The 24,969-nt window shown below is 44.5% G+C and carries 20 protein-coding genes; 13 read left to right on the top strand and 7 right to left on the bottom strand.

All coding sequences use genetic code 11. From position 1 onward, the window contains the following. Positions 1-3 precede the first annotated feature (3 nt). Together IDJ76_RS14970 and IDJ76_RS14965 are read left to right on the top strand one after the other, a co-directional pair. Entirely contained in the window at positions 4-342 is a 339-nt protein-coding gene (locus IDJ76_RS14970; RefSeq protein WP_191164156.1) for a hypothetical protein, read from the top strand. Position 343: 1 nt separating this feature from the next. Next, positions 344-946: a hypothetical protein gene (locus IDJ76_RS14965; RefSeq protein WP_191164155.1), complete on the top strand. Its 603-nt coding sequence runs from the start codon at positions 344-346 to the stop codon at positions 944-946. Positions 947-1,390: 444 nt separating this feature from the next. Here IDJ76_RS14965 and IDJ76_RS14960 read toward each other — a convergent pair whose 3' ends face one another. Then, a complete protein-coding gene (locus IDJ76_RS14960) occupies positions 1,391-2,065 on the bottom strand; it encodes a lipid-binding SYLF domain-containing protein (RefSeq protein WP_191164154.1) in 675 nt (224 codons plus the stop codon). 110 nt (positions 2,066-2,175) lie between these two features. Between IDJ76_RS14960 and IDJ76_RS14955 the strand changes: the two genes are divergently transcribed. Both IDJ76_RS14955 and IDJ76_RS14950 read left to right on the top strand, forming a co-directional pair. Continuing rightward, positions 2,176-3,162, top strand: coding sequence for a LuxE/PaaK family acyltransferase (locus IDJ76_RS14955; RefSeq protein WP_191164153.1), 987 nt, complete (start codon positions 2,176-2,178; stop codon positions 3,160-3,162). A 58-nt stretch (positions 3,163-3,220) separates the two neighbouring features. After that, the gene (locus IDJ76_RS14950; protein WP_191164152.1) at positions 3,221-3,883 is read left to right on the top strand and encodes a PH domain-containing protein; all 663 of its coding nucleotides are present in this window, start codon (positions 3,221-3,223) and stop codon (positions 3,881-3,883) included. Between the two features lie 69 nt (positions 3,884-3,952). On the opposite strand, the gene IDJ76_RS14945 is transcribed toward IDJ76_RS14950, so the two are convergent. From IDJ76_RS14945 to tyrS, 3 genes are read right to left on the bottom strand one after another with little or no spacing between them, the layout of a single operon-like run. Beyond that, a complete protein-coding gene (locus IDJ76_RS14945; RefSeq protein WP_191164151.1) occupies positions 3,953-4,405 on the bottom strand; it encodes an RES family NAD+ phosphorylase in 453 nt (150 codons plus the stop codon). After that, positions 4,406-4,900: a type II RES/Xre toxin-antitoxin system antitoxin gene (gene parS / locus IDJ76_RS14940; RefSeq protein ID WP_224746345.1), complete on the bottom strand. Its 495-nt coding sequence runs from the start codon at positions 4,898-4,900 to the stop codon at positions 4,406-4,408. It abuts the gene before it with no gap. Positions 4,901-4,937: 37 nt separating this feature from the next. Beyond that, positions 4,938-6,221 (bottom strand): tyrosine--tRNA ligase, encoded by a 1,284-nt coding sequence (tyrS, locus tag IDJ76_RS14935; protein WP_191164150.1) that lies wholly within the window; start codon positions 6,219-6,221, stop codon positions 4,938-4,940. 179 nt (positions 6,222-6,400) lie between these two features. Here tyrS and IDJ76_RS14930 point away from each other — a divergent pair, with 179 nt between their 5' ends. Both IDJ76_RS14930 and rpsA read left to right on the top strand, forming a co-directional pair. Next, entirely contained in the window at positions 6,401-7,066 is a 666-nt protein-coding gene (locus IDJ76_RS14930) for a hypothetical protein (RefSeq protein ID WP_191164149.1), read from the top strand. A gap of 361 nt (positions 7,067-7,427) precedes the next feature. Continuing rightward, positions 7,428-9,440 (top strand): 30S ribosomal protein S1, encoded by a 2,013-nt coding sequence (rpsA, locus tag IDJ76_RS14925; protein WP_191164148.1) that lies wholly within the window; start codon positions 7,428-7,430, stop codon positions 9,438-9,440. Positions 9,441-9,506: 66 nt separating this feature from the next. Here rpsA and IDJ76_RS14920 read toward each other — a convergent pair whose 3' ends face one another. Further along, a complete protein-coding gene (locus IDJ76_RS14920; protein WP_191164147.1) occupies positions 9,507-11,132 on the bottom strand; it encodes an aminopeptidase P family protein in 1,626 nt (541 codons plus the stop codon). 173 nt (positions 11,133-11,305) lie between these two features. Between IDJ76_RS14920 and pyrR the strand changes: the two genes are divergently transcribed. Together pyrR and IDJ76_RS14910 are read left to right on the top strand one after the other, a co-directional pair. Beyond that, on the top strand, positions 11,306-11,857 hold the full coding sequence (pyrR, locus tag IDJ76_RS14915) for a bifunctional pyr operon transcriptional regulator/uracil phosphoribosyltransferase PyrR (protein WP_191164146.1): 552 nt from the start codon (positions 11,306-11,308) through the stop codon (positions 11,855-11,857). A 123-nt stretch (positions 11,858-11,980) separates the two neighbouring features. Continuing rightward, on the top strand, positions 11,981-12,904 hold the full coding sequence (locus tag IDJ76_RS14910; RefSeq protein ID WP_191164145.1) for an aspartate carbamoyltransferase catalytic subunit: 924 nt from the start codon (positions 11,981-11,983) through the stop codon (positions 12,902-12,904). Positions 12,905-13,130: 226 nt separating this feature from the next. On the opposite strand, the gene IDJ76_RS14905 is transcribed toward IDJ76_RS14910, so the two are convergent. Further along, positions 13,131-14,432 carry a flavin monoamine oxidase family protein gene (locus tag IDJ76_RS14905; RefSeq protein ID WP_191164144.1) on the bottom strand — a complete coding sequence of 434 codons (1,302 nt, stop codon included), beginning with the start codon at positions 14,430-14,432 and terminating at the stop codon, positions 13,131-13,133. Between the two features lie 233 nt (positions 14,433-14,665). Between IDJ76_RS14905 and IDJ76_RS14900 the strand changes: the two genes are divergently transcribed. Together IDJ76_RS14900 and IDJ76_RS14895 are read left to right on the top strand one after the other, a co-directional pair. Then, positions 14,666-16,978, top strand: a complete 2,313-nt coding sequence (locus tag IDJ76_RS14900) for a glycoside hydrolase family 65 protein (protein WP_191164143.1) — start codon at positions 14,666-14,668, stop codon at positions 16,976-16,978. 146 nt (positions 16,979-17,124) lie between these two features. Further along, positions 17,125-18,837, top strand: coding sequence for an alpha-amylase family glycosyl hydrolase (locus IDJ76_RS14895; RefSeq protein WP_191164142.1), 1,713 nt, complete (start codon positions 17,125-17,127; stop codon positions 18,835-18,837). Here the strand turns inward: IDJ76_RS14895 and IDJ76_RS14890 are convergent. Continuing rightward, on the bottom strand, positions 18,832-19,551 hold the full coding sequence (locus IDJ76_RS14890) for a class I SAM-dependent methyltransferase (RefSeq protein WP_191164141.1): 720 nt from the start codon (positions 19,549-19,551) through the stop codon (positions 18,832-18,834). The two genes, IDJ76_RS14895 and IDJ76_RS14890, sit on opposite strands and share 6 nt — an antisense overlap. A 200-nt stretch (positions 19,552-19,751) precedes the next feature. On the opposite strand from IDJ76_RS14890, the gene IDJ76_RS14885 reads away from it, so the two are divergent. From IDJ76_RS14885 to IDJ76_RS14875, 3 genes are all read left to right on the top strand, one after another. Then, a complete protein-coding gene (locus IDJ76_RS14885) occupies positions 19,752-22,229 on the top strand; it encodes a glycoside hydrolase family 31 protein (RefSeq protein ID WP_191164140.1) in 2,478 nt (825 codons plus the stop codon). 297 nt (positions 22,230-22,526) lie between these two features. After that, positions 22,527-24,707, top strand: coding sequence for a 1,4-alpha-glucan branching protein GlgB (gene glgB, locus IDJ76_RS14880; RefSeq protein WP_191164139.1), 2,181 nt, complete (start codon positions 22,527-22,529; stop codon positions 24,705-24,707). 9 nt (positions 24,708-24,716) lie between these two features. After that, entirely contained in the window at positions 24,717-24,908 is a 192-nt protein-coding gene (locus tag IDJ76_RS14875; RefSeq protein ID WP_191164138.1) for a hypothetical protein, read from the top strand. The last annotated feature ends 61 nt before the right edge of the window (positions 24,909-24,969 follow it).

Raw genomic sequence — 24,969 nt, 5'->3', positions numbered from 1 at the left:
GCTATGTTATTCCCTGTCATATTGTTTTTAGCCTTTGTTAGCGGTTTTATTTTGCCGTGGTGGGTGGCCTGCATATTTTCATTTGCCGCCGCTATTATCTTCGGTAAAGGCTCGTGGGATGGCTTTTGGTCGGGCTTTGGTGGTTTAGCCATTGCCTGGGCTGCGTTGGCCTTACTAAAAAGTTTCCCTAACGAGCATATCCTGGCCACACGCGTAGCCAGCCTGTTCCATATCCCGCATTGGGGGCTGCTATTGGCTATCACGGTTGTTATCGGCGGCCTGGCAGGAGGGATGTCAGCGTTATCTGGTGTGTTGGTAAAGAGGGTTTTTGAGAAGGGGTAATATGGATGTTAAAGAATTTTGGAATTGGTTTGTTGCCAATCACTTAGATTACGAGCGACTTGACCAGTTGAAAAACGAGTCACGTGACGATTTACTCGACAAATTCGAGATACAACTTCACAAATATTGCGATCAATTGTATTTTGAAATCGGAGGAGAACCAGATGGTAGCATAGAGTTAATCATAACTGCTGAAGGTAATATCGAATATTTTAAGACTGTTGAAAATCTGATAGCTTGTGCTCCAGATGTTCCTAATTGGGAATTTATCGCTTTCAAACCACAAGTTAAAGGGCATTTTAAAGCCGAATGGGGACCGATTGAACTTGATACGAATAGTTTGTGCTTTAATCCATCTAATAAGTCTGATGAATTGGGAATCGCAATTATCGTGTACGTCAAGGATTATAGATCTGAGTATGAAGAAGATTGTTATGACTGTCTGTTCAAAATGTTGGATACCATTTTAGGAGAAAAATCTTTTGCTTTGGATATAAAAAAAGTAATAATCGAATCGTACGATCCAAAGTTAAGTGATGACGATGTGATACCGATTTTGAAACTACCTGACTATGTTAGGTGGTATAAAGCAAAATATAACTGATGCAGTATTTGCTGCGTTGTCGGGTGTGTTGGTAAAGCGGGTTTTTGAAAAGGCGTGATGGTTTCGCAGTGGTAGCGGTGTATAGTTTTAGTTTAACTGGGATTTGGTAGTATGAATAAGCAAACGCTACCGCAAGTGCACCCTACCGCAAGCGTCCTCGCTTGTGGTAAACTACTCAATTTATCGGGAAACTTTACATAGCCTCGCCACAAGCGAGGACGCTTGCGGTAGCGATAGCCAGTAATGGTAAAACAATAAAAGCAGTGTAAACCCACTATTTTTATAATAAATTGATTATCAATATTTTATGTATTAAAATACCTGAAATATGTAAACCTTTGTAAACCTTTTTATCCTATTTGACCATTTACAACGACTCACCTATTTAAACAAAAACGCCCCGGCCAAACAATGGCCGGGGCGTTATATTCAAAGCTGGATTGCCTATAATTCGCTTAAAGTCTTCTTCAACTCCACCACAGCCGCCGAGGTATTCTTCGATGATTCAAAGATTTGGGCAGAGGTTACACCGTTGCCGTAAAATGCCGTATTAGATGTCTTATTAATAGCCAGGTTGGAGCCGTTAACGCTGATACCTGCAAATAAACCCTTACTGCGCGAGTAAGAATAAATTTCCGCTTCCAGGTTCTGATCGGTACTCGCGGTCGAGCTGCGGCCAACAGGTCCTGCTGCTGCAGAGATATCGCCACCTATGGTAAACTCTCCGTTCTTTACTTTGGTCAGTACGCCTTTATGCTTAAATACCAGCACCAGGTCTACCGATTGTACGCCTATCTGCAAACCGAAACTTCCACCGGTCAGGGTAATAAAAACGGGGTCGCTCCACTTGCCATCGGGCAGTTTAACCATTGCCACGCCCTGCCCGCGTTTGCCGCCGATAACAAAACCGCCGTTGATCATCTTCGGGATAATGACGATGCCCTGGTATTCCTCCAGTAACTGGTGAGGGATCTCGTCAGTCATCTTAGTAAACTCCTTTAGTACAGCTGTTGAGTTCTGGATCCTCTCGGTGCCTTTATCGTCGGCAACCTTTGCCGATGCCAGTAAAAAGAATGCGCTTATTAAAAATGGTAATCTGAAATGTTTTAGTGTTTTCATGGGGTAAGTACGTGTATGTATGATTTAAATAATACCCATTTAACTCTGTTTTGTAATATTTGTTGTAGAAAAGGGAGCGGGTAATAATTCCGCATTATCTTTGCAGCAGTATGAATAAGCCCGGTCAGCAGCAGGTTTTCAATATAGGTAGTACCGAATCTTTTAATGAGATTGCGCTGCAAGTGTTTCAATATCAGGCGTCGAATAACGCGGTTTATCAAAAGTTCATTTCAGGTTTGGGTGTCGATCCGGCACAAGTTCAATCGGTAGAAAAAATCCCGTTTTTACCTGTCGAATTATTTAAATCGCATAAAATTATAATCGGGAACGCGGAGGATGAAGTGGTTTTCACCAGTTCGGGCACTACGGGTATGATCACCAGCAGCCACCACGTTACGGATGTAAGCTGGTATGTGCAAAGCTTCCGTAAGGCGTTTGATCTGTTTTACGGCGATATCAAAAACTACACTGTTTTGGCCCTGCTGCCCTCGTATCTGGAACGGAAAGGTTCGTCACTGATCTACATGGCGCAAGACCTGATCATGGAATCTACTAACCCGGCGAGCGGCTTTTTCCTCTACAATCACCAGGAACTGAACGAGATGCTTTTACAGCAAAAGGCAGCCCAAAAGCCGACACTACTAATAGGCGTAACCTTCGCACTGTTAGATTTTGTAGAAGGTTACCGTGTGGATTTTCCAGAACTGATCGTGATGGAAACGGGTGGTATGAAAGGTCGCCGGAAAGAAATAATCCGCGAGGAATTGCATCAAACCCTTTGCGACGGCTTTGGCGTTAATGCCATCCATTCAGAATACGGTATGACGGAGTTATTGTCGCAGGCATACTCAAAAGGTGATGGTGTTTTTAACTGCCCGCCCTGGATGCAGATCATCACCCGCGATACCAATGATCCTTTTACCTTAGTTGGTGAGAATAAAACAGGTGGTGTTAACATTATCGATCTGGCCAATATCAATTCGTGCTCGTTTATTGCCACACAGGATCTCGGCAAAGTTTATGCAGATGGTTCGTTTGAAGTGCTGGGCCGCTTTGATAATTCAGACATCCGCGGCTGTAATTTGCTTATCGCTTAAATAAGTACACTACTCACAGAATTTGTTATTTTTGCACCCAATCAGAATTGTTAATACCATGATAGATAAATTTTTGCGTGACGAACAAGACCCAAAGGCGGTTGAGAAAATATATAGTCGTTTAGTTGATCTTTTAACCACCGGCGAAGAGATCTTGTATATAGCGGTGCAAAAAAAGCCGATTGTGAACTTGTTTCCCGATTGCATCGCCATTACGAACAAACGCATCCTTTTCTTTACGCCGGCCAACCTTGGCCTGTCAATAAAATTTGTTGATTTTGTTTGGAAGGATATTGTTGATGTTTATACTAAAGAAGAAATCATAGGCGCTGTTTTTAGTGCCAAAACAACCGCTGGTGCCGAAATGGGTGTTGATTACCTGCCTAAGGTACAGGCCCGTAAACTTTATCAATACGCACAGGAACGCAAGGAGGCAGAACGCGAATTACGCCGCCAGCGCGAGTTGGAAGAGAAACGTGCCGAGTCTGGTTCACTGAATATAGACCATGCTGCACAAGTAGCCTTCCAGCCATCTGCACCGGTGGTGAACCAGCAGCCTGCTGTCGCGCCAATACCGCCGCCTGCACCTGCCCCGGTTGAAGAGCCTAAAAAGGATGAGCTGACTGAGAAATTAAAACGCTTGAAAACACTGTTCGAAAACGGCCTCATCTCGCAAGAGGAATACAACCACAAAAAGCTGGAGTTACTAAGCGATTTTTAAGGCATATCTAAACCCGCCGCAAGCAGGTTTACTTTTTTTCGGGCAATTCTAAAGGGTATTATGAGCTTTTTACAGAAGTCTTTCATCAAAGTTAAACGGATGGGTGGCCATCACTTTAACTTTATGCATATCCGGATGATGGGGGTTGAGCAGGTAATTAAATTCCTGTGATACGATTGCCGACGGTATTTTTAACATAAGGTATTCGGCATCTTTAATAAATTGATTGCCTATTTCTTTCAGGGAAGCAGGCGGGGGCTGGCTTTTCCAATTGTTGGGCAGGGTGGTTACGTCAACAGTAAGTATGCTGTTGTCGGGTACCTTGACTTCGGCCAGGCAAAAGTTAGCAGGGCTAACAAGTGGCGGGATGTGTACCAATACTTCCAACGCCGCCAGCGCCCTTGATGATGCCATGTAAACTGCAGCAGTGCCCTTACTGTTCCAGCGTGCGCCGTACAGGCGCGCGCCTGTACCGTCAAGGTTGTCAACGTAATCACAGCTGGCAATCCGATAAAGTATCATTTAAACAAAAATACCGTGTTCAATACGGCCTAACTCATTAAAAACCATATCAAACCCTGCCGATGTATCTAAAAAGCTAACCGGGGCCTCACCGTCAAATACCAGGCTTGGTGTTTTTACCCAAAGCTTAAATTTATCTATCGAACCAAATACCTCTTCGCCGCGGGTGTACAGGCGGGCAAGCTCAACGGCCTTTTCGGCATATTCAGTTTTGATGATCGCGTCATCCTCGTAGCGCTGCAAAGTGCGCTCACTAATGTGCAGTATATTGGCTAATTCCTGAATGTTTAGCGAGATTATTTTAGCCAAAGCCAGTAATGACTTTTTAGGGAAACCACGGCGAGCCAGGCTGATAATATCCAGATCTGATGAAGATGTGGCGGACTTTGACGCGCCTAATAAATTATAAAACGGGGTTGATGAAGCCTGAGTAATATACATTGCCATAGGTTCATTAACTTCATTTTTTACCGGATGTTTTATTTTGTACGACATTTATACAAAAATACATACCATTTGTCGTATTTTCAAATTATTCAACAATAATTAAAAAATAATTTTTCTTCCCTTTTTGGGCTACTAAGTATTTGTTATTGATAAGGTTAGTTATTGTAAACATATCTTCGGCAGTAGCTATTTTATTCCGGTTGATGGATACGCCACCGCCCTGGATCATCTTCTTAGCCTCACCCTTTGAAGAGAAAATAGCTGTTTTGCCAGCCAGTAAATCGGCTGCGTTTAAACCGGCTGCCAGTTCTTTTGCATCAATAGTGTAGTTAGGCACGCCGCTAAACAGGGCTGTAACTTCATCATTGCTCAATTCGTTTAAAAATTCGATGCCTGTATTGCCGAACAAGAACTCGGTTGATTTAACTGCCTTTTCAAAACCATCTTCACCATGTACACGGATGGTGATATCCTTTGCTAAAGCTTTTTGCAATACGCGGGTATGCGGCGCAGCATCTTGTTCTGCTTCCATGGCTTCTATCGCATCAAGCTCAAATAAAGTGAATATGCGGATATACGCCTTTGCATCCAGATCGGTTGTATTTAACCAAAACTGGTAAAACTGGTATGGCGACGTGCGTTTAGCATCCAGCCAAACTGCGCCGCTTTCGGTTTTGCCAAATTTGGTACCGTCGGCTTTCTTGATCAATTGTGTAGTTAAGGCATATGCCTCGCCCTGGTCCTTCCGGCGGATCAGCTCGGTACCGGTTACAATATTACCCCATTGATCGCTGCCGCCCATTTGCAGCACGCAGTTGTTATGTTTCCACAGATAGTAAAAATCATAACCCTGTACCAATTGATAAGTGAATTCAGTAAACGACATGCCGGTATCGCCTGCCAGTCGTTTTTTGACTGAATCCTTCGCCATCATATAGTTAACGGTTAGGTGTTTACCTACATCGCGGATGAAATCTAAAAACGTGAAATTCTTAAACCAATCATAATTGTTAACCATTTGGGCACTATTGGCGCCGGTGTTAAAATCAAGGAATTTTTCTAACTGGACCTTAACAGATTGCAGGTTATGCTGCAGCACGTCTTCTGATAATAAATTACGCTCCTGCGATTTGCCCGACGGGTCGCCCACCATACCGGTTGCTCCACCTACCAAAGCATATGGCTTGTGGCCGGCGCGTTGAAAGTGGATCAGCGTCATGATCTGCGTAAGGTGGCCCACATGCAACGAATCGGCAGTGGGGTCGAAACCAATATATCCGGATGCCATGCCTTTACTCAGCAATTCCTCGGTTCCGGGCATAATATCATGCAGCATGCCTCTCCAGCGTAATTCTTCAACAAAATTCATTATCGTATATCTGTTATAAAAGGGGCAAATATAGCACAATAATTTATTGCCGATATAGCCATTATGGTGCCCTGTTCAAACATTCATGTGTCATTGCCGTATAATATCTGCACCGGCGGTTGTTTTTGAACATTCGTTTTTGTAATTTGACAACACAGGTAATCAGTGCCCAACATCTTATGAATTTTCTGTCGCATTATTATTTTGACCGTGATACCAGCAATTGCCACTTTATATTGGGTACTGTGCTGCCCGATCTTTTAAAAAATGCGGATAAATCCATTATACTTCATCCTGAAAAGTTAATACACCCCGACCCCAAAGTAAATGCTATGATAGAGGGTTGGAACAAACACTTGCTGGTTGATAAATATTTCCATTCATCTGAATTTTTCCTGACGCATTCGCACCATTTAAAAAAAGAACTGACGGGCGCTATCATCGGGTCGCCCGTAAAACCTTTCTTTTTAGGGCATATTGCTATCGAATTGATATTAGATAACCTGCTGATCACCTCGCACCAGGTAAGAGTCGATGATTTCTACGACCATCTGGATAAGTGTGAAGAGGCAACCATCCGTGAATTTTTAGTGTTTGCCGGGATGCAAAACCCCGATGTTTTCTTTAAATTTTATGAAGAATTTAAGCGTAGCCGCTATTTGAATACCTATGTTAATATCGACCAGATCACCTATGCACTAAAACGCATCTGTATGCGCGTTTGGCGTAACCCCTTCACGCCACAACAGGAGCAGGACATGACCGGTATTTTGCTGAACTACAGGTTAGGGTTGCTGGAAACCTACCCGGTTATCTACCAGGAGATAACTGACAAATTGACTTAAGTAACCCTTATTAGCTATAAGTTGGGCGGCGATGATAAGTAACCGCGTTAGCGATAGTAGTGAAAACCCCGGAATGAAGCGACGCTTCTATCAGCGGCGCGGAATGAGGAGTTGTAGCGGATAGCGCGGGCCGCAGGCAACGCCATACACCGGCGATAGAAAGTAGTTCATATGCAAATGGTTATAAAAAATTACCAACTGCTCTTTATAAATTCAAAAATCCGATCTGGATTTTTTCACTTCCCTACAAAAACTGCCTAAAAACCAATATTTAACACTAAAAAAGATTTTATCTATAAAAATTATATCCATACCTTTGCAGTCCCAATTAAGTGTTGGGAAAAAGGAGTAAAATTTATTAATGGCAAAAAAACAAGAAGCAGAAAAAGAATTAAAAGCGAAGGAAGCTGAACTGGGTACAGTTACGGCAACCGCTGAAAAAGAAACTATTGAATCAGAAGCTGATTCAATATCAATTGAAGAAATCAAATCAAAAATTGCAGCAGCACCTACACCTGATCAGGATTTTGACTGGGATGCTGACGACAAAAAATTTGGTAACTACAGCGACAGCGATCGCGAGGAATTAGAAAAACTTTATGACGGAACATTCAGCTCTATCACTAAAGGCGAAATTATCTCAGGTATCGTTGTTAACATCAACAACAAAGATGTTGTATTAAACATCGGATTTAAATCTGACGGTTTAGTATCTGTTTCAGAATTCCGTGATACACCAGACCTTAAGGTTGGTGACACAGTTGAAGTATTTGTTGAGTCGCAGGAAGATGCTAACGGTCAGTTGGTATTATCCCGTAAACGTGCAAAAACTCAAAAATCATGGGAGCGCATTAATTCGGCACTGGATAACGATGAGATCATCACAGGTTTTGTTAAGAGCAGAACTAAGGGTGGTTTAATTGTAGACATTATGGGCGTTGAAGCCTTTTTACCGGGTTCACAAATCGATATCAAACCTATCAGGGATTATGATATCTATGTGGGTAAAACAATGGAATTTAAAGTTGTTAAGATAAACCACGAGTTTAAAAACGTAGTGGTATCGCACAAAGTGCTGATTGAAGACGATTTAGAAAACCAAAAAACTGAAATTGTGGCCAAATTAGAAAAAGGCCAGGTATTGGAAGGTACCGTTAAAAACATTACCGACTTTGGTGTATTCATCGATTTAGGTGGTGTTGACGGTTTACTGCACATTACAGATATATCTTGGGGCCGTATCGAGCATCCGAGAGAAGTTTTGGCATTGGATCAGAAGATCAACGTTGTTGTTCTTGATTTTGATGACGAGAAAAAACGTATCGCTTTAGGTTTAAAACAATTAACTCCTCATCCTTGGCAGTCGCTTGATGAGAACCTGCAAATCGGTTCAAAAGTAAAAGGTAAAATTGTTACTGTTGCTGATTATGGTGCTTTCTTAGAGATCATCCCGGGTGTCGAAGGTTTGATCCACGTGTCAGAAATGTCATGGTCTCAAAACCTGCGTAACCCACAGGAATTCCTGAAAGTTGGTGACGAAGTTGAAGCACAGGTTTTAACTTTAGATCGTGACGATCGTAAGATGAGCCTGGGTATTAAACAATTAACACCGGATCCTTGGCAAAACGCTGGCGAGAAATACGCCATCGGCACTACCCACTTAGCTGCTGTTAAAAACATGACCAACTTTGGTGTGTTTGTTGAGCTGGAAGACGGAATTGATGGTTTGATCCACATCTCTGACTTATCATGGTCTAAGAAAGTAAACCACCCTAACGAATTTACTAAGGTTGGCGAAAAATTAGATGTAGTAGTTTTAGAACTTGATATCGATAACCGCAAATTAAGCTTAGGCCACAAGCAATTGGAAGAAAACCCTTGGGATACTTTCGAAAGCATCTTCACTATCGATTCGATACATGAAGGTACTGTGATCAAAGTAACTGATAAAGGTGCTATCGTAGCGTTACCTTACGGTGTTGAAGGCTTCTGCCCAACCAAACACCTGGTAAGAGAAGATGGTAAAAGCGTTAAGGCTGAAGAGACTGCTGAATTCAAGATCATCGAATTCAACAAAGAAAACAAGCGTATCGTAATTTCACACTCACGTATATGGGAAGAAGCCCGTGCTGATGCCCGTGTTCAGGAATTCGAAAACCGTAAGAAAGAAGCAAAATCTGCTAACAGCGCGGTTAAGAAAGTGAAAGAATCAGTAGAAAAATCAACTTTAGGCGACCTTAGCGTTCTTGCTCAGTTAAAAGAGCAAATGGAAGGTGCAGAAAGCAAAGCGGCTAAAAAGCCGGCTGCTCCTGCTGGTAAAAAGGCAGAACCAGAAGCTGAAGCTCCTGCTGCTGAAGAAACTGAAGAAGTTTAATCTTTTAAAGTTCAAATATTCAAAGCCCTTCCGTGAAAACGGAAGGGCTTTTTTGTAAAGCAGCTATTACTTCAAAACCGGAAATTTCCCGGCATCGAACAGGCTTTTTTCTGCGACCATCTTTTCAACATCCTGCCATTTGCGTGGCGCATCTGCAGATAAGTTGGTGCCTTTATCTTTTCCTATTTGGATGTCGTCTTCGATCCGCACGCCTATATTCCACCATTTTTTATCGCAGGGGCTACCGGCAGGGATATAAATACCCGGTTCAACAGTGATCATCATATTCTCCATTAGGTTACCACCATATGCGCCTCTATCATGAACATCAAGCCCCAAATGGTGCGATACGCCGTGAGGGTAATATCTGCTCAGTTCTTTTTCACCAGTAATAATCCCCAACTTAATTAACCCTGCTGTCAGTACTTCACGGGTTTTTGTTTCCAGCGACGTGTAGGGTACACCCTCTTTGCAAAGTTTAAATACTTCTTCCTGTGCATCGTAAACCAGTTGGTAAATGGCTTTTTGCGCTTCGGTAAATTTACCATTTGCCGGGAAAGTGCGGGTAACATCTGCAGAGTAGCCATGGTATTCGGCACCCACATCCATCAGCACCAATTGGTTTTGAACTGCAGTAGCGCTATTTTCTTCATAATGCAATATGCAGCCGTTACCACCTGCACCTACTATTGGCGGGTAGCCTTCATCTTCTGCACCATATCTTTTATGCACATATAACATAATACCTTCCAGTTCGCGTTCGCTCATGGTTGGGGTTACCGCCCGCATTGCTTCTGCATGCGCCAAACTGCTGATAACCACCGATTTTTTTAGAAGCACCATTTCTTCGGCAGTTTTTACACCACGCAATTGCGTAACAAAATCATCATACATGCTCGGGCCGCCTATTTCCGCATTAATCTTGCTTTTTACCACTATTAAGGTAGCGGAGTCGGGTTTGGCTATCAGTTGCTGCAATATTGGATTGTTCTTATACACATCCCGCTCCATCTTTGGTGTAAGGTAAGTTATGAGCCGGTTTATGTTTTTAGGCGTAGCCCTTAGATTAATGAAGTTAAGGTCATCCATTAGTTCCGCGTCAATTGCTTTGATTGAAGCCTTTAACTTAAATTGCTCAACAAGATTGCTCAGGCTGCCTTTTGATGCGTCTGTACCTGTATTAGCCGGAATTCCATTGTATAAAATTTTGCTGAACTTTTTAAGATCGATCGGAAAAGCGGCGAATTCGTCACTGTTGTAAGCCTCCTTGAAGCCCAATGTTGCTTTTGCTCCCTCAACGCCCAGGCGTTTCCCGGTCCATTGTTCACGGGCTGCATCGCGTTTTTGTACAAATAAAACCTCATTGTAAGCGGCGTTTCCGCGGTTTTGCATTTCTTTAAAAATCAACAGTAATGAGTTAGGCTCTTTATACCCCGAAAAGTAATATAGATCGGGATTTTGATGATAAACGTAATTAACGTCGTTCGAAAAAACCTGTTCGGGATAAGCAAAAACTACAGCCACTGAATTAGGGGGCATTTTATCCCTCAACGCCTGGCGGCGGCCCGCATGAAATGATGCGTTAAGGTAATCGGTCGGTAGCTTTTCTTGTAATACTGTTTGGGCGTTTACGGTAAACGCGACAGTAAATACGTGCGCTGTATGTAGTAGAATTTTATTAAAAAGTTTCATGGTTTTAAAATAGTATCTTGAAAGCGTATGGAAGGTAGGCAAAAAAGGTTAAACTTACATTCATATCAAGGGGAAGAAATTTTTTAACAGAAATATTAAATGCCGGCTGGGGTTAACGTTTTAGCTGAGGCAAATTATATTTTTTATTACCTTTGCCCAAATCCACCTATACGATGCAAAATCTAACGCTGCTCGACGGTCAAAAATTCCAAATTACAATTCAGCGTTTATGTCGTCAGTTAATAGAAAATCATAACGATTTTTCCGGTACAGTTCTAATTGGTATACAGCCGCGGGGTATTTACCTGGCCAAACGCGTGGCCGACGAGTTACGCAAGATCTTACCCGAAAGCAATATTCAGCAAGGCGATTTAGACATTACCTTTTACCGCGATGATTTCCGCAGGCAGGGGTCGCCATTGGTGCCTAATCAAACCAAAATAGATTTTATTATAGAAGGTAAAAAAGTGGTAATGATGGACGACGTGCTGTGGACAGGCCGCACCATCCGTGCAGCTATGGATGCCATGCAGGCTTTTGGTAGACCAGAAAAGGTGGAGCTACTTGCATTGGTAGATCGCCGATACTCGCGCCATATACCCGTAGCGGCAGATTATGTGGGCATAGAGGTAGATTCCATTGCATCGCAAAAGGTTGTAGTGAGCTGGAAAGAAACCGACGGCGAGGACAGGATCGTGTTGGTATCTGAAGTGAAGGAAGAATAAGTATTTCGAAATTCGGATTTTCTATTTCGGATTTCAAAAGACTTATGATTACCAGATAGTAAAACAGGCAAAATAAAAATACTAAATCCGATATCGAAAGTCCGATATCCGAAATAAAAAGGAATGGCATTAAGCACACGGCATTTATTAGGTATTAAAGATTTGAATAAGGCAGATATAGAATTGATATTTGAAACTGCCGATAATTTTAAAACGGTGCTGAACAGGCCGATCAAAAAGGTGCCTTCCCTGCGGGATGTGACCATTGCCAATATCTTTTTTGAAAATTCTACCCGTACCCGTTTATCATTTGAACTGGCTGAGAAAAGGCTTTCTGCCGACGTAGTAAACTTTGCGGCTTCTTCTTCATCGGTAAGCAAGGGCGAGACCCTGATAGATACCGTTAACAACATCCTGGCCATGAAGGTAGATATGGTGGTTATGCGCCACCCGTATGCCGGGGCTGGCATATTCCTGTCCAAGCATGTAAAGGCCCAGATCGTAAATGCCGGCGACGGTGCCCATGAGCACCCTACGCAAGCTCTGCTGGATGCTTTTTCTATCCGCGAACGTTATGGCGATGTTGCCGGTAAAAAGGTGGTGATCGTAGGCGATATCCTGCATTCGCGGGTAGCCTTGTCAAACATCCTTTGCCTAAAACAGTTGGGAGCCGAGGTAATGGTTTGCGGCCCTACAACGCTTATCCCAAAGTATATAGGATCGTTGGGGGTGAAGGTGGAGCATAATTTAATCAAAGCCCTCAATTGGTGCGACGTGGCCAATATGCTGCGCATTCAGCTGGAACGCCAGGATATTAAATACTTTCCCTCGTTGCGCGAATACACGATGCTTTACGGCCTGAATAAGCAGATCCTTGACGGGTTGAACAAAGAGATCACCGTAATGCACCCGGGGCCCATCAACCGCGGTGTAGAGATCACCAGTGATGTAGCCGATAGCAAACAATCCATCATCCTTGACCAGGTAGAGAACGGCGTAGCCATCCGTATGGCAGTGCTATATTTATTGGCCGGGCAGGCGGTATAAAACGCGGATAAACTGTGTTTCAAACTTGCTTTTGTTGAACCGGGAATTTATGTAAACCCACCTTTTTTACAAGTATTTGATTGTAAGGTTTTTAACGCCTTGAAGTTGGCGAAAGTGTAAACTTTTGTAAACCCATTTTTACGTTTATTTGAAAATACATAAGTCTAAAACAAGCTTGAAATGGCAAGTTACAAAGGATAAAATGTGTAGTTTCCAATCCCGGTTTTTAGCTTAGAATTCTATTCGCCGCATCCAGTCCATTTGTCAGGGCGGCTTCCACAGTACCCATTGCATTGCCACCATACAAGTACTCGCCCGTAAAAAACAACGTGTTATCTATTGGTGTATTTAATAGTTTTCGCGCTTCGGGTGCGGCAACGGTATCGTAAGCATAGGAGCCGCGGGTGAATGGGTCTGCTGTCCAGTTCATAATTCGGCTGGCCACAAGCATACTTCTCAGCTCATCAATTTCACGGTTAAAGATGTTCGCTAACGATTGCAGGCCTTGTTCTAATAGTTCGGCATCCGGTGTGGCAACCTTTTCCTGCGCTGCCGGTCCGCCTATCCATCCGGTCAATACATTTGATTGATCGGGCGTTTGCGTCCACCAGGTAGGAATCTCTTCATCACTGAACAGGTACCCCATTTTATCAATATTCCGCCCCGCCATTCTCCGCGATTTTTGGTCCAGCCAAAAAACCTCACTAAATTCGAACAAGATCTTTATCACCGCGCCAAAGCCCATTTGCAGTATCGCGATACTGTATTCTGGAATCCCTGGCTCAAAAGTAATGGCGCCCTGTTCGTATTTAGCGGCTTGCAAAACACCAAGCGGCATTGCGATCAATAATTGCTCTGCTATATATTCTGCGCCATCCTCACATATCACTTTAACTTCACCTTTTTGCCAGTGTACCGTTTTTACTACCGAGTTAAGCAGTACTTCGTTTCCATATGCCTTACACTCGTTTACCAGGTAATTGATCATGGTACAGTAGCCGCCATCAACCCGGTGCTGGGCGGCGTTGTCCTCGTGCTGCCATTCGTTACGCAGTGCAAAGGCGCTGGCATTATGAGGATCGGCAGTATCATAGCCCGATACAAATTGCCAGACAGCATCCCTCAAGGTCCTGAATTGTTCCCCCGGAAATTCTTTTGTTAAGAAATCATATATGTTGGTGTCTTCTTTTAATTCGGTCAGCCGGTCGATCAACAGATCCCAATCCTCCATGATCATGCTATTCTCCTTAAATTCGCCGTTTTCAAAGCGCCACATTTCGGCATTGGCGCTTCGGTGAGGGAGGTTGGCTTCCTTGAGCAAGTTGAGGGTAATGGGAAGGTCGCCGTGAACAAACTCAGCACCCAGTTCGGTATTTATAAAAAAAGATCCACCGCTCAAGGTATGGATGCGCCCCCCGGTTCGGTTACGCGCTTCTAATATGGTCACTTTTTTTTTGGCTTTGCACAATGTACGAGCTGCCATTAAACCGGCAGCCCCGGCGCCGATCACCAAAACAGTATTTTTCATAGGTAGCTGCAAGTTAGAGGGAATAGATTTAAGATGCAACTCACCCGTCATCGCTACCGCTCGACTGCCCTCTCTTCGCTGCGCGAAAAGAGGGCAGGAAAATTAAAGAAATAAAACTTTCAAACTCGTTGCCAGGCAAAGTAGGGCAGGGGTAGATTAACCTCGCCGACTTTCAAAAAAACTATTCTATTTTAGCGCAACAAACAACCGCGAACGCTGTATTCTTATAAGATATGAAGGATTATTTTAAAGTTGACGAGTGGAAGATCATCGAAGAGGGTTTCGCCCCTGGATATAATAAAGTTGCCGAAAGCGTTTTTAGCCTGGGTAACGGCCGTATGGGTGGCCGCGCCAATTTTGAAGAGGCTTACAGCGGCGATACTTTGCAGGGTAACTATGTAGCCGGTGTATACTATCCCGACAAAACCCGCGTAGGCTGGTGGAAGAATGGCTACCCCGAATACTTTGCCAAGGTATTGAATGCTGCCAACTGGATAGGCATCGATGTTAAAATCGGCGATGAGCAGCTGGACCTGGCCAAATGTGAGATCATAGATTTTCGACGGGAACTGAATATGAAGGATGGTTACCTAAAACGTGATTTTAAAGCGAAGACCGAATCAGGCAAAGAAGTTGAGGTGGAAGCCACCCGTTTTTGCAGCATAGCTGATGATGAAGCGGGGGCAATAAAATATACCATCAGCCCTATGAATTTTGATGGGGAGATAACCCTGACCCCCTTTATCGATGGTGACATTGTAAATAAGGACAGTAACTACGACGAGAAATTTTGGGATGAAGTAAGCAATGATATCCGGAACGATCGCGGTTATGTTCAACTCCGCACCAAAAAAACGGGTTTCGAAGTTGCCACGGCCATGAAGTTTACTGTTTTGCAGGGCGACAAACCTGTTGAATTCAAATCTGACTCCATTCAAAAAGAAAAATATATAGCAGCAGATATAAAGGTGCAAGCCAGGCAGGGCGAGGTAGTTACGCTTTTAAAATACGCCGCAAATTTATCATCACAAAACTATCAGTCCGATGAACTTTCGGCTAAGGCTTTGGAGATGGTTGAGCGCATCAGCCAAAAAGGCTTTGATACCATGCTGGCCGAACAAGCTGCTGCCTGGGCCGAAAAATGGAAACATAACGACATTGTAATAGAGGGCGATGCTGCCGCACAGCAAGGCATCCGCTTTAATATCTTCCAGCTGAACCAAACCTACACGGGTGAGGATGACCGCCTGAACATCGGCCCCAAAGGCTTTACCGGCGAAAAATATGGTGGCAGTACTTATTGGGATACCGAGGCTTACTGTGTACCGTTCTACTTAGCCACTGCCGAGCCTAAAGTGGCCCGTAACCTGTTATTATACCGCTATAAGCAGTTGGGTAAGGCCATCGATAACGCTAAGCTGCTGGGCTTTAAAGATGGTGCTGCACTATACCCCATGGTAACCATGGACGGAACTGAATGCCACAACGAGTGGGAGATCACGTTCGAGGAGATCCATCGCAACGGGGCTATTGCTTACGCCATTTTTAATTACACCCGCTATACCGGCGACGAAACCTACCTGACAGATTATGGACTGGAAGTACTGATCGCTATTTCCCGTTTCTGGGCGCAGCGGATCACCTGGTCGGCAGAGCGGCAGTTGTATGTAATGCTGGGCGTGACCGGGCCAAACGAGTACGAGAACAACATTAACAACAATTGGTACACCAGCACTATCGCTACCTGGTGCTTAAAATATACTTTGCAGGTTATTGGTAAAGTAAAGGAAGCCAACGCCGCGAAGTATAAAGACCTTGTTAGCAAGATCAGCTTTAACGAGGAGGTGGAGTGCGAAAAATTTTCCGATATCATCAACAAAATGTACTACCCAAATGATGATAAGCTGGGCATCTTTTTACAACAGGACGGCTACATGGATAAGGAGCAGATTCTTGTAAAAGACTTGCCCGCAGCCGACAGGCCATTGGTGAAGAACTGGAGCTGGGACCGAATCCTGCGGTCGGTGTTCATCAAACAGGCTGACGTATTGCAAGGACTTTACTTTTTTGAGGACGACTATGATCTGGAAACCATCCGCCGCAATTATGATTTTTATGAACCGCGCACGGTACATGAGTCGTCGTTATCACCTTGTGTGCATTCCATATTGGCCTGTAAATTAGGCGACATTGACCGTGCATATGAATTTTACCTGCGTACCTCCCGCCTGGATATCGACGATTACAATAATGATACCGACGACGGCTGCCATATTACCTCGATGGCCGGTACCTGGATGAGCGTTGTAGAGGGCTTCGGCGGGATGCGGGTTAAGGATGGCATGTTGTCGTTCAATCCCTTGCTGCCCCATAAATGGGAGGCGTTCTCGTTCCAGGTTGGTTTTAGGGGCGCGTTGCTGCAGGTGATAGTGAGCAGGAAGGCGGTAAGCATTAAAAATATATCGGGCATGGGTGTTACGGTAAAGGTTAATGGTACGGAATATGTAGTTGTGTCCGGGGCCGAAGCATGTTCCGTTCCGCATTGAACGGAACACTGCGGAACACCTTACAAACAAATGGAACAGTCAATGGAACACCCGTCGGTTAACGAACCATGTTAACTGTAATGCAAACTAACGAACACACTGCTGCCCCTCTCAATAGGGAACGAATTTATAAAAAAAAGCAAGTCATGCCTACAGATAACAAACTGATCATTTACCAATTGCTACCACGCTTGTTTGGTAATGCCAATACCACCAATAAAATTTATGGGTCGGTCGCAGAGAACGGTACGGGAAAGCTTAAGGATGTTAACAATACCGCTTTGCAGGAGATTGCCAGAATGGGTTTCAGTCATGTTTGGTATACCGGCATTATAGAACACGCCACCATGACGGATTACTCGGCCAATGGTATCAAGGCCGATGATCCTGATGTGGTAAAGGGTAGGGCAGGGTCGCCGTACGCCATTAAAGATTATTACGACATCGCTACCGATCTGGCCGATGATAAGGAATTTCGCATCAGCGAGTTTAAAGAACTGATAGGCCGCACGCATCAAAACGGCATGAAGGTAATTATCGATTTTGTGCCGAACCATGTGGCTCGTACCTATGAGTCAGACATTAAGCCAAATGGCGTACGCGATATTGGCCAGGACGATGATGACAGCCTCCATTTTTCACCCAATAACGACTTTTACTATATGCCGGGCTATCCGTTTATTGTCCCCGGCGGCTATAACCCCGGCGGGGACGGATTTGCATCGCCCCTAAAGGATGGCAAGTTTGATGAGTTCCCGGCAAAGGCTACGGGGAATGATGTGTTTAACCCGTCGCCATCAATTACCGATTGGTTCGAGACGATCAAACTCAACTATGGGGTTTACTATCTGGACGGGCACAAGCGCCACTTTAGCGGCCCGCCGCCGCTATGGGGTAAAATGCTGCATATATTAAGTTATTGGGCAGATATGGGTGTAGACGGTTTCCGTTGCGATATGATAGAGATGGTGCCGGTAGAATTTTGGGCTTGGCTAATTCCCCAACTAAAGGAAAAATATCCCGGCCTTATTTTCATTGGCGAAGCTTATGATAAAAGCCAGTATTACAATTATATCCAGCAGGGCCAGTTCGATTACCTGTATGATAAAGTGGGCCTTTATGATGCCATCCGCAGGCTGACTTGTAACGAACCCGGCGCTAATACCTGGCAGATAAACGACGTTTGGAATAACCACACCCGCGGTATAGACCAGCACATGCTGCGCTTTATGGAAAACCACGACGAACAACGTATCGCGAGTGTGTCGTTTGCAGGTAATGCCTTATTGGCTGTTCCGGGGATGATCGTTAGCGCTACACTGAACACCGGCCCGGTGATGATCTATTGCGGGCAGGAGGTTGGCGAACCCGCAAAGGGCGAAAGCGGTTTTAGCGGTGACGATGGCCGCACCACTATCTTTGATTATTGGGGTGTACCCGAACATCAAAAATGGATAAACAAAGGCCAATTCGACGGCGGGCAGCTATCGGCACAACAACAGGAGTTACGCGGTTTTTACAGCAAGCTGTTGAATACCGTAAAAAGCAGTGATGCCCTGCGCAATGGTTCCTTTTATGAATTGATGATCGCTAACGAACATCAGCCCGGCTTTGACACTATGCTGTATATCTACGTCCGGTACACGGCTGATGAGCAGGTAGTGGTTATCGTAAACTTTAACCGGCAAGACAAAACTTTGAAACTGCGCTTACCGGACGATCTGCTGAACCAGTTTAATTTGAAAGGCGAGATAACATTTACCGATCTGTTGACTGACAAGATCTTTAAAACAGATGATATTCAATCAGGTGTTGAGATTATGATCGGGGCTTCGGGCGGGCTTTTACTAAAATTATAGTTTTCTGAAATAACCGTGCATATATTGGTTGCCATATAAGGCTATAACCTTTTCTGACTTGTCGGCTAAAAATTCATCACAAGCCATTTTTACACCGGGGGCAATATCGTGTCCCGGGCCGTTCTCGGTAGGGTCGTTATAATCCATTAGCGCGCAGATAGCGCCGGCGCTCATGCGTGGGTAAAGGTTTTCAAGGCAATGCAGCACTACCTTCTTGTGCTCCATTGCGCCGCCGCCAAACCCACAATCGATATGTGCGAATGCGATTTTATCCGGCAGTTGAGATGGTACGGTATCAAAAAAGTTCCCTTTATGGATTATGGGTTGTTTTAAACCCGCAGCATTGAAATTCGCTTTTAAAAGATCCTCAATATCTCCTTTAAGTTTGAAAGACATGCCAAAGGTATCAAAGCCATGCAATTGCTTGTCTGATTGCCGCAGCTCTATAACTTTCTGGAAAATCAGGGAACATTGCCCGGCAAATATGCCCAATTCAACCATATCACCTTCAATATGGTTGGCTATAACACTATCAATTAAATGATAGTAATTGATGCGCTGTTCAATAGTGTTCATGTCAACACTGGTATCCAACTGCTGCACATTATAGCCGGTTTTTAAAAAACGGAGGCCCTTGTTTACGAAGTTTACCAGTGGCGACTTTTTATTTTTACGAACGCCGAAAGGCGGTTGGGTTAGGAAGTAATTATTCATTTTGATAAGGAAGTATTGACTTGTATAAAAGTAACCAATTAATTAGCTGTAATTTTAATTCATGTGATTTTTTTGGCTCAATTATGGCTGATATATTCGTTAATAAATCGTTTATTAGCTGTTATAACAGGCAACTGATATTAACAAATGCAATTATTTAGCCTCATGAGCGAAAGATTGCCGCACATTTTGAATTTTTTATGGAATCAAACGTACCAAATCCAAACCCCGAACTTTTGACAGCCAAGCTTTTAGAAGCCGATGAGTTGATGGAAGATGAAGAGTTTCACCATTTAAATAACCCTGCAGACGGAATAAAGCCGATTGTAAAGAAATATTTGGGCACGCCCAATCATGCAGAACAACTGGGGAATAAATTCTACTTTACCGATGGTGATGCCAGCGTGGAGGTAGTAGTGGTGAGCAGCGAGATCATTCGCATCCGTTTGGCGCCGCACAGTGTTTTTCTGGACGATTTTTCGTACGCGGTACCAAAATTACCGGGTAAACGTGTGGAGTTCACCCTGTTTGAAGATGAAAAAGAATATAGGGTAAGTACATCGGCCATTAATTGCCACATCCGTAAAGCCGATTTCTTTATTTCATTTTCTGACAAGGACAGCACAGTCACCAGTTGCGATGCCGCGCCGATGCACTGGGAAGAGAACACACAGTTTGGCGGTTATTACGTGTTTTGTACCAAAACTTGTGCCGAGCAGGAAAGTATTTTTGGGTTAGGTGATAAAGCTACTGAACTTAATCTTCGGGGTAAACGGTTAACCAACTGGAATACAGATGCTTATTCGTTCGGTTTTAACCAGGATCCTTTATATAGGGCTATCCCGTTTTACATCAGTGTAAATCAGGGCATTGCACACGGTATCTTCTTTGATAATACCTTTAAGGCCCATTTTGATTTTGGTGCCGAGGATGTGACTAAAACCAGTTTTTGGGCAGATGGAGGCGAACTGCAATATTACTACATCCACGGCCCGCACATGATGGATGTGGTGAAAAACTACCATCTGTTAACCGGCACACACCCGATGCCGCCGCTTTGGGCGCTGGGTTACCACCAGTGCCGTTGGAGTTACTATCCCGAAAATAAGGTAAAGGTGATTGCAAACGGTTTCCGCCAGAACAGGATCCCCTGCGACGGGATCTACCTGGATATCGATTATATGGATGGTTACCGCTGCTTTACCTGGAGCCCTAAATATTTCCCAAATCCTAAAAAAATGATAGCCGAGCTGGCCTCGGCCGGTTTTAAAACCGTAGTCATTATCGATCCCGGTATCCGTGTAGACGATAATTATTGGGTATTTAAAGAGGGTAAAGAGAAAAGATACTTTTGCCGCCGCAGCGACGATTACTTTATGGAAGGCCACGTTTGGCCGGGCCGCTGCCAGTTCCCTGATTTTACCAACCCAGAGGTACGCGAATGGTGGGGTGACCTGTTCGACGACCTGGTAGAAACGGGCGTTGCAGGCGTTTGGAACGATATGAATGAGCCCGCTGTGTTTGGCTCGGGCACCTTCCCTGATGATGTGCGCCACCAGTACGATGGTTTCCGCGGGTCGCACCGCAAGGCACACAACGTTTACGGCATGCAAATGGTGCGCGCTACCTATGAAGGTTTGCGCAAGCAGATGAAAAACAAACGCCCCTTTACCATCACCCGCGCGGGCTATGCGGGCGTACAGCGTTACTCGTCTGTTTGGACGGGCGATAACGTAGCCTCATGGGAGCATTTAAAGCTGGGTAATATCCAGTTGCAGCGTTTATCCATGTCGGGCATATCGTTTTGCGGTACAGATATCGGCGGCTTTAGCGGCGAGCCTGATGGCGAGTTGTTTACCCGCTGGATCCAGATGGGTACGTTCTCGCCGTTTATGCGCGCGCACTCTGCCGGCGATACCAAGGAACGCGAGCCCTGGAGCTTTGGCGAGCCGTATACCAGCATCAACCGTACATTTATAGAATTGCGTTACCGGCTGTTGCCTTACTTATATTCCGCTTTTTGGGAGCACCACCGTTACGGTTTCCCTATTTTAAGGCCGGTGGTAATGCAGGAGCAGGATATTATGGCTAACCATTTCCGCCAGGATGAATTTACCTATGGCGACAAGATCTTGATTTGCCCGGTATTAGAATCTGGTCAGCAAAGCCGCAAAGTTTACCTGCCTAAAGGCAAATGGTATAACTGGTGGAGCCTGGAATTGGTAGAAGGCGGCCAGGAGGTAGTCGTACAAACCCCGCTGGATATTATCCCAATTTTTGTAAAAGCAGGATCTGTAATACCAGAGTACCCGGTAATGCAGTACATCAATGAACGGGAAATTGATGAGGTGAAGCTTAATATTTTTTATAGTGACTACGAAGTTAACTCGTTTGTATTTGAAGACTACGGCGAAACATTTGCCTACGAGCAGGATATTTACCTGGAGAAAAAGTTTGTGGTAAAGGGAACTGCCGATAAACTAACCATCCAGCAAAGTTTAGAGGGCTTGTACACGCCACGTTACGACGGGTACCATATTAAGGTTAATGGCCTGCCGTTTATGCCGGCCAGGGTAGTAGCCGATGGTATCAATATTGCTACCATTACATCCAACCCCGATAAAACCTACGAGTTTAAATTCAGTAAGAACTTTAAGCAGATAGAAATTTTTAAATAGCATCAAGGCTCCCTAACCGGAGCCTTTTTTGTTGTGCAATTCACCTCGGATTCGCTGCGCTGTCCGACCCTCTCTTCGCTGAAGCGAAAAAAGGGTGAGGAAATTAGAGGGTGAAGGCAGCTACACCCTCTTTCCGCCGCAGGCGAAGAGGGGGTCGCGCACGAAGTGCCGCGGGGTGAGTACCTTTTTTCTTTTAAATAAACATCTGCCCGTATTGTATGTTCAATAATTATATATTTGAGCAACAGGAATTTTTTCTGATACCAATTAACCTATGCGTTCAAACGCTCCCTTACTATGGCAAAGCAAACCAAAAAGACCGATACTGAACTTACAGCGGCAAAACCTATTTTAGCAAAAAAGGAAACTAAGCCAAAAGTAACTAAAACAGCCTTGCCCGGATCTGAAGATGCCAAAGCAGTGAAAAAGCCGGTTTTAAAAAAGACTGCCGAAAATAAGGCTACAATTAAAAAAGCAGCTGCTCAGAATTCCGCACCGATAGAGATCATCCCGAATAACGAGTTGAAGGCTGTGGAGCCATACAGCCGCTTTACCGACTTTGATATTGATCTGTTTAAATCGGGCAAGCACTATAAGCTGTATGAAAAGTTTGGGTCGCATGTGGTGGAATATAAGGGCGTGGTGGGTACTTACTTTGCCGTTTGGGCACCAAACGCGCAGTATGTATCGTTAATTGGGAATTTTAACGGGTGGAACAAAGGCTCGCATACGTTGAATTACCGCTGGGATGCTTCGGGCATTTGGGAGGGGTTTATCCCGAATATAGGGGTTGGCGAGACTTATAAATACTACATTAAATCATCTACTGGCGAAGACCTGGAAAAGGCCGATCCTTTCGCGTTACGCTGGGAGTTGCCGCCGCACACGGCATCCATAGTTGCCGATACTTTTTACGAGTGGGACGATAAGGCATGGATGGCCGAACGCTATAAATATACCGCTTTGGATAAACCTTATTCGGTTTATGAAATGCACATCGGCTCGTGGGCGCGCAGCCCCGAAAGCCCCGAAGAGTTTTTGAGCTACCGCCAACTGGCAGAGATCCTGGTGCCTTACATAAAAGAAATGGGCTTTACGCATGTAGAGTTTATGCCGATAATGGAGCACCCGTACTATCCAAGCTGGGGCTATCAGATAACGGGCTTCTTTGCCGCATCATGCCGCTATGGCACACCGCAGGATCTGATGTTTTTGATCGAAGAATTTCACAAAGCAGGTATAGGCGTAATATTGGATTGGGTGCCATCTCACTTCCCTGGTGATATGCATGGCTTGTATAATTTTGATGGTACGCATCTTTATGAGCACGCCGACTTAAAAAAAGGCTTCCACCCAGATTGGAAATCATACATATTTAATTACGGACGTAACGAGGTACGCGCCTTTTTGATCAGCAATGCCATATTCTGGTTAGAGCGGTATCATATTGATGGTTTACGCGTAGATGCGGTAGCATCCATGCTTTACCTGGATTACTCGCGTAACCACGGCGAATGGGACCCGAATGAGTTTGGTGGTAACGAAAATTTGGATGCAATATCATTCCTGAAAGAATTCAATGCTACCGTTTACAGTAATTTCCCGGATGTGCAAACCATTGCCGAAGAATCCACATCGTTTAACGGTGTTAGTCGGCCGGTTTATACCGGTGGCCTGGGTTTCGGGATGAAATGGATGATGGGCTGGATGCATGATACCATTGATTATTTTTCTCAGGACCCTATTTATCGCCGGTATCATCAAAACGAATTTACCTTTAGCTTGATCTACGCCTTTACCGAAAACTTTATGCTGCCGTTTTCGCACGATGAGGTAGTGTATGGTAAGAAGTCGATGATAGGTAAAATGCCCGGCGACGACTGGCAGCGTTTTGCTAACCTGCGTTTGCTTTACAGCTATATGTTTACCCATCCGGGTAGTAAGTTATTATTCATGGGCAGCGAATTCGGCCAAAGTGCGGAGTGGGATTTCCAGAAATCGTTAGACTGGCACCTGTTGCAGTACGAGAGCCACCAGGGAATGAAGGAAACCGTTAAGGCACTTAACCATTTGTACAGATCTGAACCGGCGCTATACGAAAAGAGTTTCGACTGGACAGGGTTTGAATGGATAGATGCCAGCAATATGAACGACTCTGTTATTGCCTATAGCCGCAAAGGGATAGATAGCGCGAACGACCTGGTGATTGTATTTAACATGACCCCGGTAGCGCATTATAACTATCGCATAGGCGTACCTGCCGCCGGCGAGTGGCAGGAGATCTTCAATTCCGACCAGACTAAATTCTGGGGCAGTGGCCTGATCAATTACGAGCCGGTAAGATCGGAGCAGGTGGCCTGGCATGGTAAAGAAAACTCCGTCAGCATAACCACGCCGCCGTTGGGTGCCGCTATATTTAAACGGGTAGCAGCCAAAGCTGTTGAAAGCAAGAAAACCAAAACGCTAAAAACCAAATAATCAGCTACTATGAGTGGTAAATTTTTTTATCTATACTTTATCGGTGGCTGTGTCGCGCTTGCCTTATTGGTTTATGAGCTGATAGTTGCCTATCCCAATATCAAAGCCCAGGGCGCGCTATTTTACGCCATACCTACGCTATTGCTGTATTACATGGCTTATAAAACCTACCATGTTAAAAAGGACGGGGAGTTAATGTAAGGGGGAAACGGTGTTCGTAATTGATAGATCTTAACGGCTGTTTCTACTGTATATTTGCACC

The organism is Mucilaginibacter glaciei, from assembly GCF_014773245.1.
Lineage (GTDB): Bacteria > Bacteroidota > Bacteroidia > Sphingobacteriales > Sphingobacteriaceae > Mucilaginibacter > Mucilaginibacter glaciei.
Note: the sequence above shows the minus strand (reverse complement) of the source record. Positions and strands in the feature narration are given on the sequence as shown.

What these genes read in the sequence shown, in the direction of transcription:
- IDJ76_RS14970 (WP_191164156.1), top strand. Translation starts at nt 4, where the DNA reads ATGTTATTCCCTGTCATATTGTTTTTAGCCTTTGTTAGCGGTTTTATT.
- IDJ76_RS14965 (WP_191164155.1), top strand. Translation starts at nt 344, where the DNA reads ATGGATGTTAAAGAATTTTGGAATTGGTTTGTTGCCAATCACTTAGAT.
- IDJ76_RS14960 (WP_191164154.1), bottom strand. Translation starts at nt 2,065, where the DNA reads ATGAAAACACTAAAACATTTCAGATTACCATTTTTAATAAGCGCATTC.
- IDJ76_RS14955 (WP_191164153.1), top strand. Translation starts at nt 2,176, where the DNA reads ATGAATAAGCCCGGTCAGCAGCAGGTTTTCAATATAGGTAGTACCGAA.
- IDJ76_RS14950 (WP_191164152.1), top strand. Translation starts at nt 3,221, where the DNA reads ATGATAGATAAATTTTTGCGTGACGAACAAGACCCAAAGGCGGTTGAG.
- IDJ76_RS14945 (WP_191164151.1), bottom strand. Translation starts at nt 4,405, where the DNA reads ATGATACTTTATCGGATTGCCAGCTGTGATTACGTTGACAACCTTGAC.
- parS (WP_224746345.1), bottom strand. Translation starts at nt 4,900, where the DNA reads ATGTCGTACAAAATAAAACATCCGGTAAAAAATGAAGTTAATGAACCT.
- tyrS (WP_191164150.1), bottom strand. Translation starts at nt 6,221, where the DNA reads ATGAATTTTGTTGAAGAATTACGCTGGAGAGGCATGCTGCATGATATT.
- IDJ76_RS14930 (WP_191164149.1), top strand. Translation starts at nt 6,401, where the DNA reads ATGAATTTTCTGTCGCATTATTATTTTGACCGTGATACCAGCAATTGC.
- rpsA (WP_191164148.1), top strand. Translation starts at nt 7,428, where the DNA reads ATGGCAAAAAAACAAGAAGCAGAAAAAGAATTAAAAGCGAAGGAAGCT.
- IDJ76_RS14920 (WP_191164147.1), bottom strand. Translation starts at nt 11,132, where the DNA reads ATGAAACTTTTTAATAAAATTCTACTACATACAGCGCACGTATTTACT.
- pyrR (WP_191164146.1), top strand. Translation starts at nt 11,306, where the DNA reads ATGCAAAATCTAACGCTGCTCGACGGTCAAAAATTCCAAATTACAATT.
- IDJ76_RS14910 (WP_191164145.1), top strand. Translation starts at nt 11,981, where the DNA reads ATGGCATTAAGCACACGGCATTTATTAGGTATTAAAGATTTGAATAAG.
- IDJ76_RS14905 (WP_191164144.1), bottom strand. Translation starts at nt 14,432, where the DNA reads ATGAAAAATACTGTTTTGGTGATCGGCGCCGGGGCTGCCGGTTTAATG.
- IDJ76_RS14900 (WP_191164143.1), top strand. Translation starts at nt 14,666, where the DNA reads ATGAAGGATTATTTTAAAGTTGACGAGTGGAAGATCATCGAAGAGGGT.
- IDJ76_RS14895 (WP_191164142.1), top strand. Translation starts at nt 17,125, where the DNA reads ATGCCTACAGATAACAAACTGATCATTTACCAATTGCTACCACGCTTG.
- IDJ76_RS14890 (WP_191164141.1), bottom strand. Translation starts at nt 19,551, where the DNA reads ATGAATAATTACTTCCTAACCCAACCGCCTTTCGGCGTTCGTAAAAAT.
- IDJ76_RS14885 (WP_191164140.1), top strand. Translation starts at nt 19,752, where the DNA reads ATGGAATCAAACGTACCAAATCCAAACCCCGAACTTTTGACAGCCAAG.
- glgB (WP_191164139.1), top strand. Translation starts at nt 22,527, where the DNA reads ATGGCAAAGCAAACCAAAAAGACCGATACTGAACTTACAGCGGCAAAA.
- IDJ76_RS14875 (WP_191164138.1), top strand. Translation starts at nt 24,717, where the DNA reads ATGAGTGGTAAATTTTTTTATCTATACTTTATCGGTGGCTGTGTCGCG.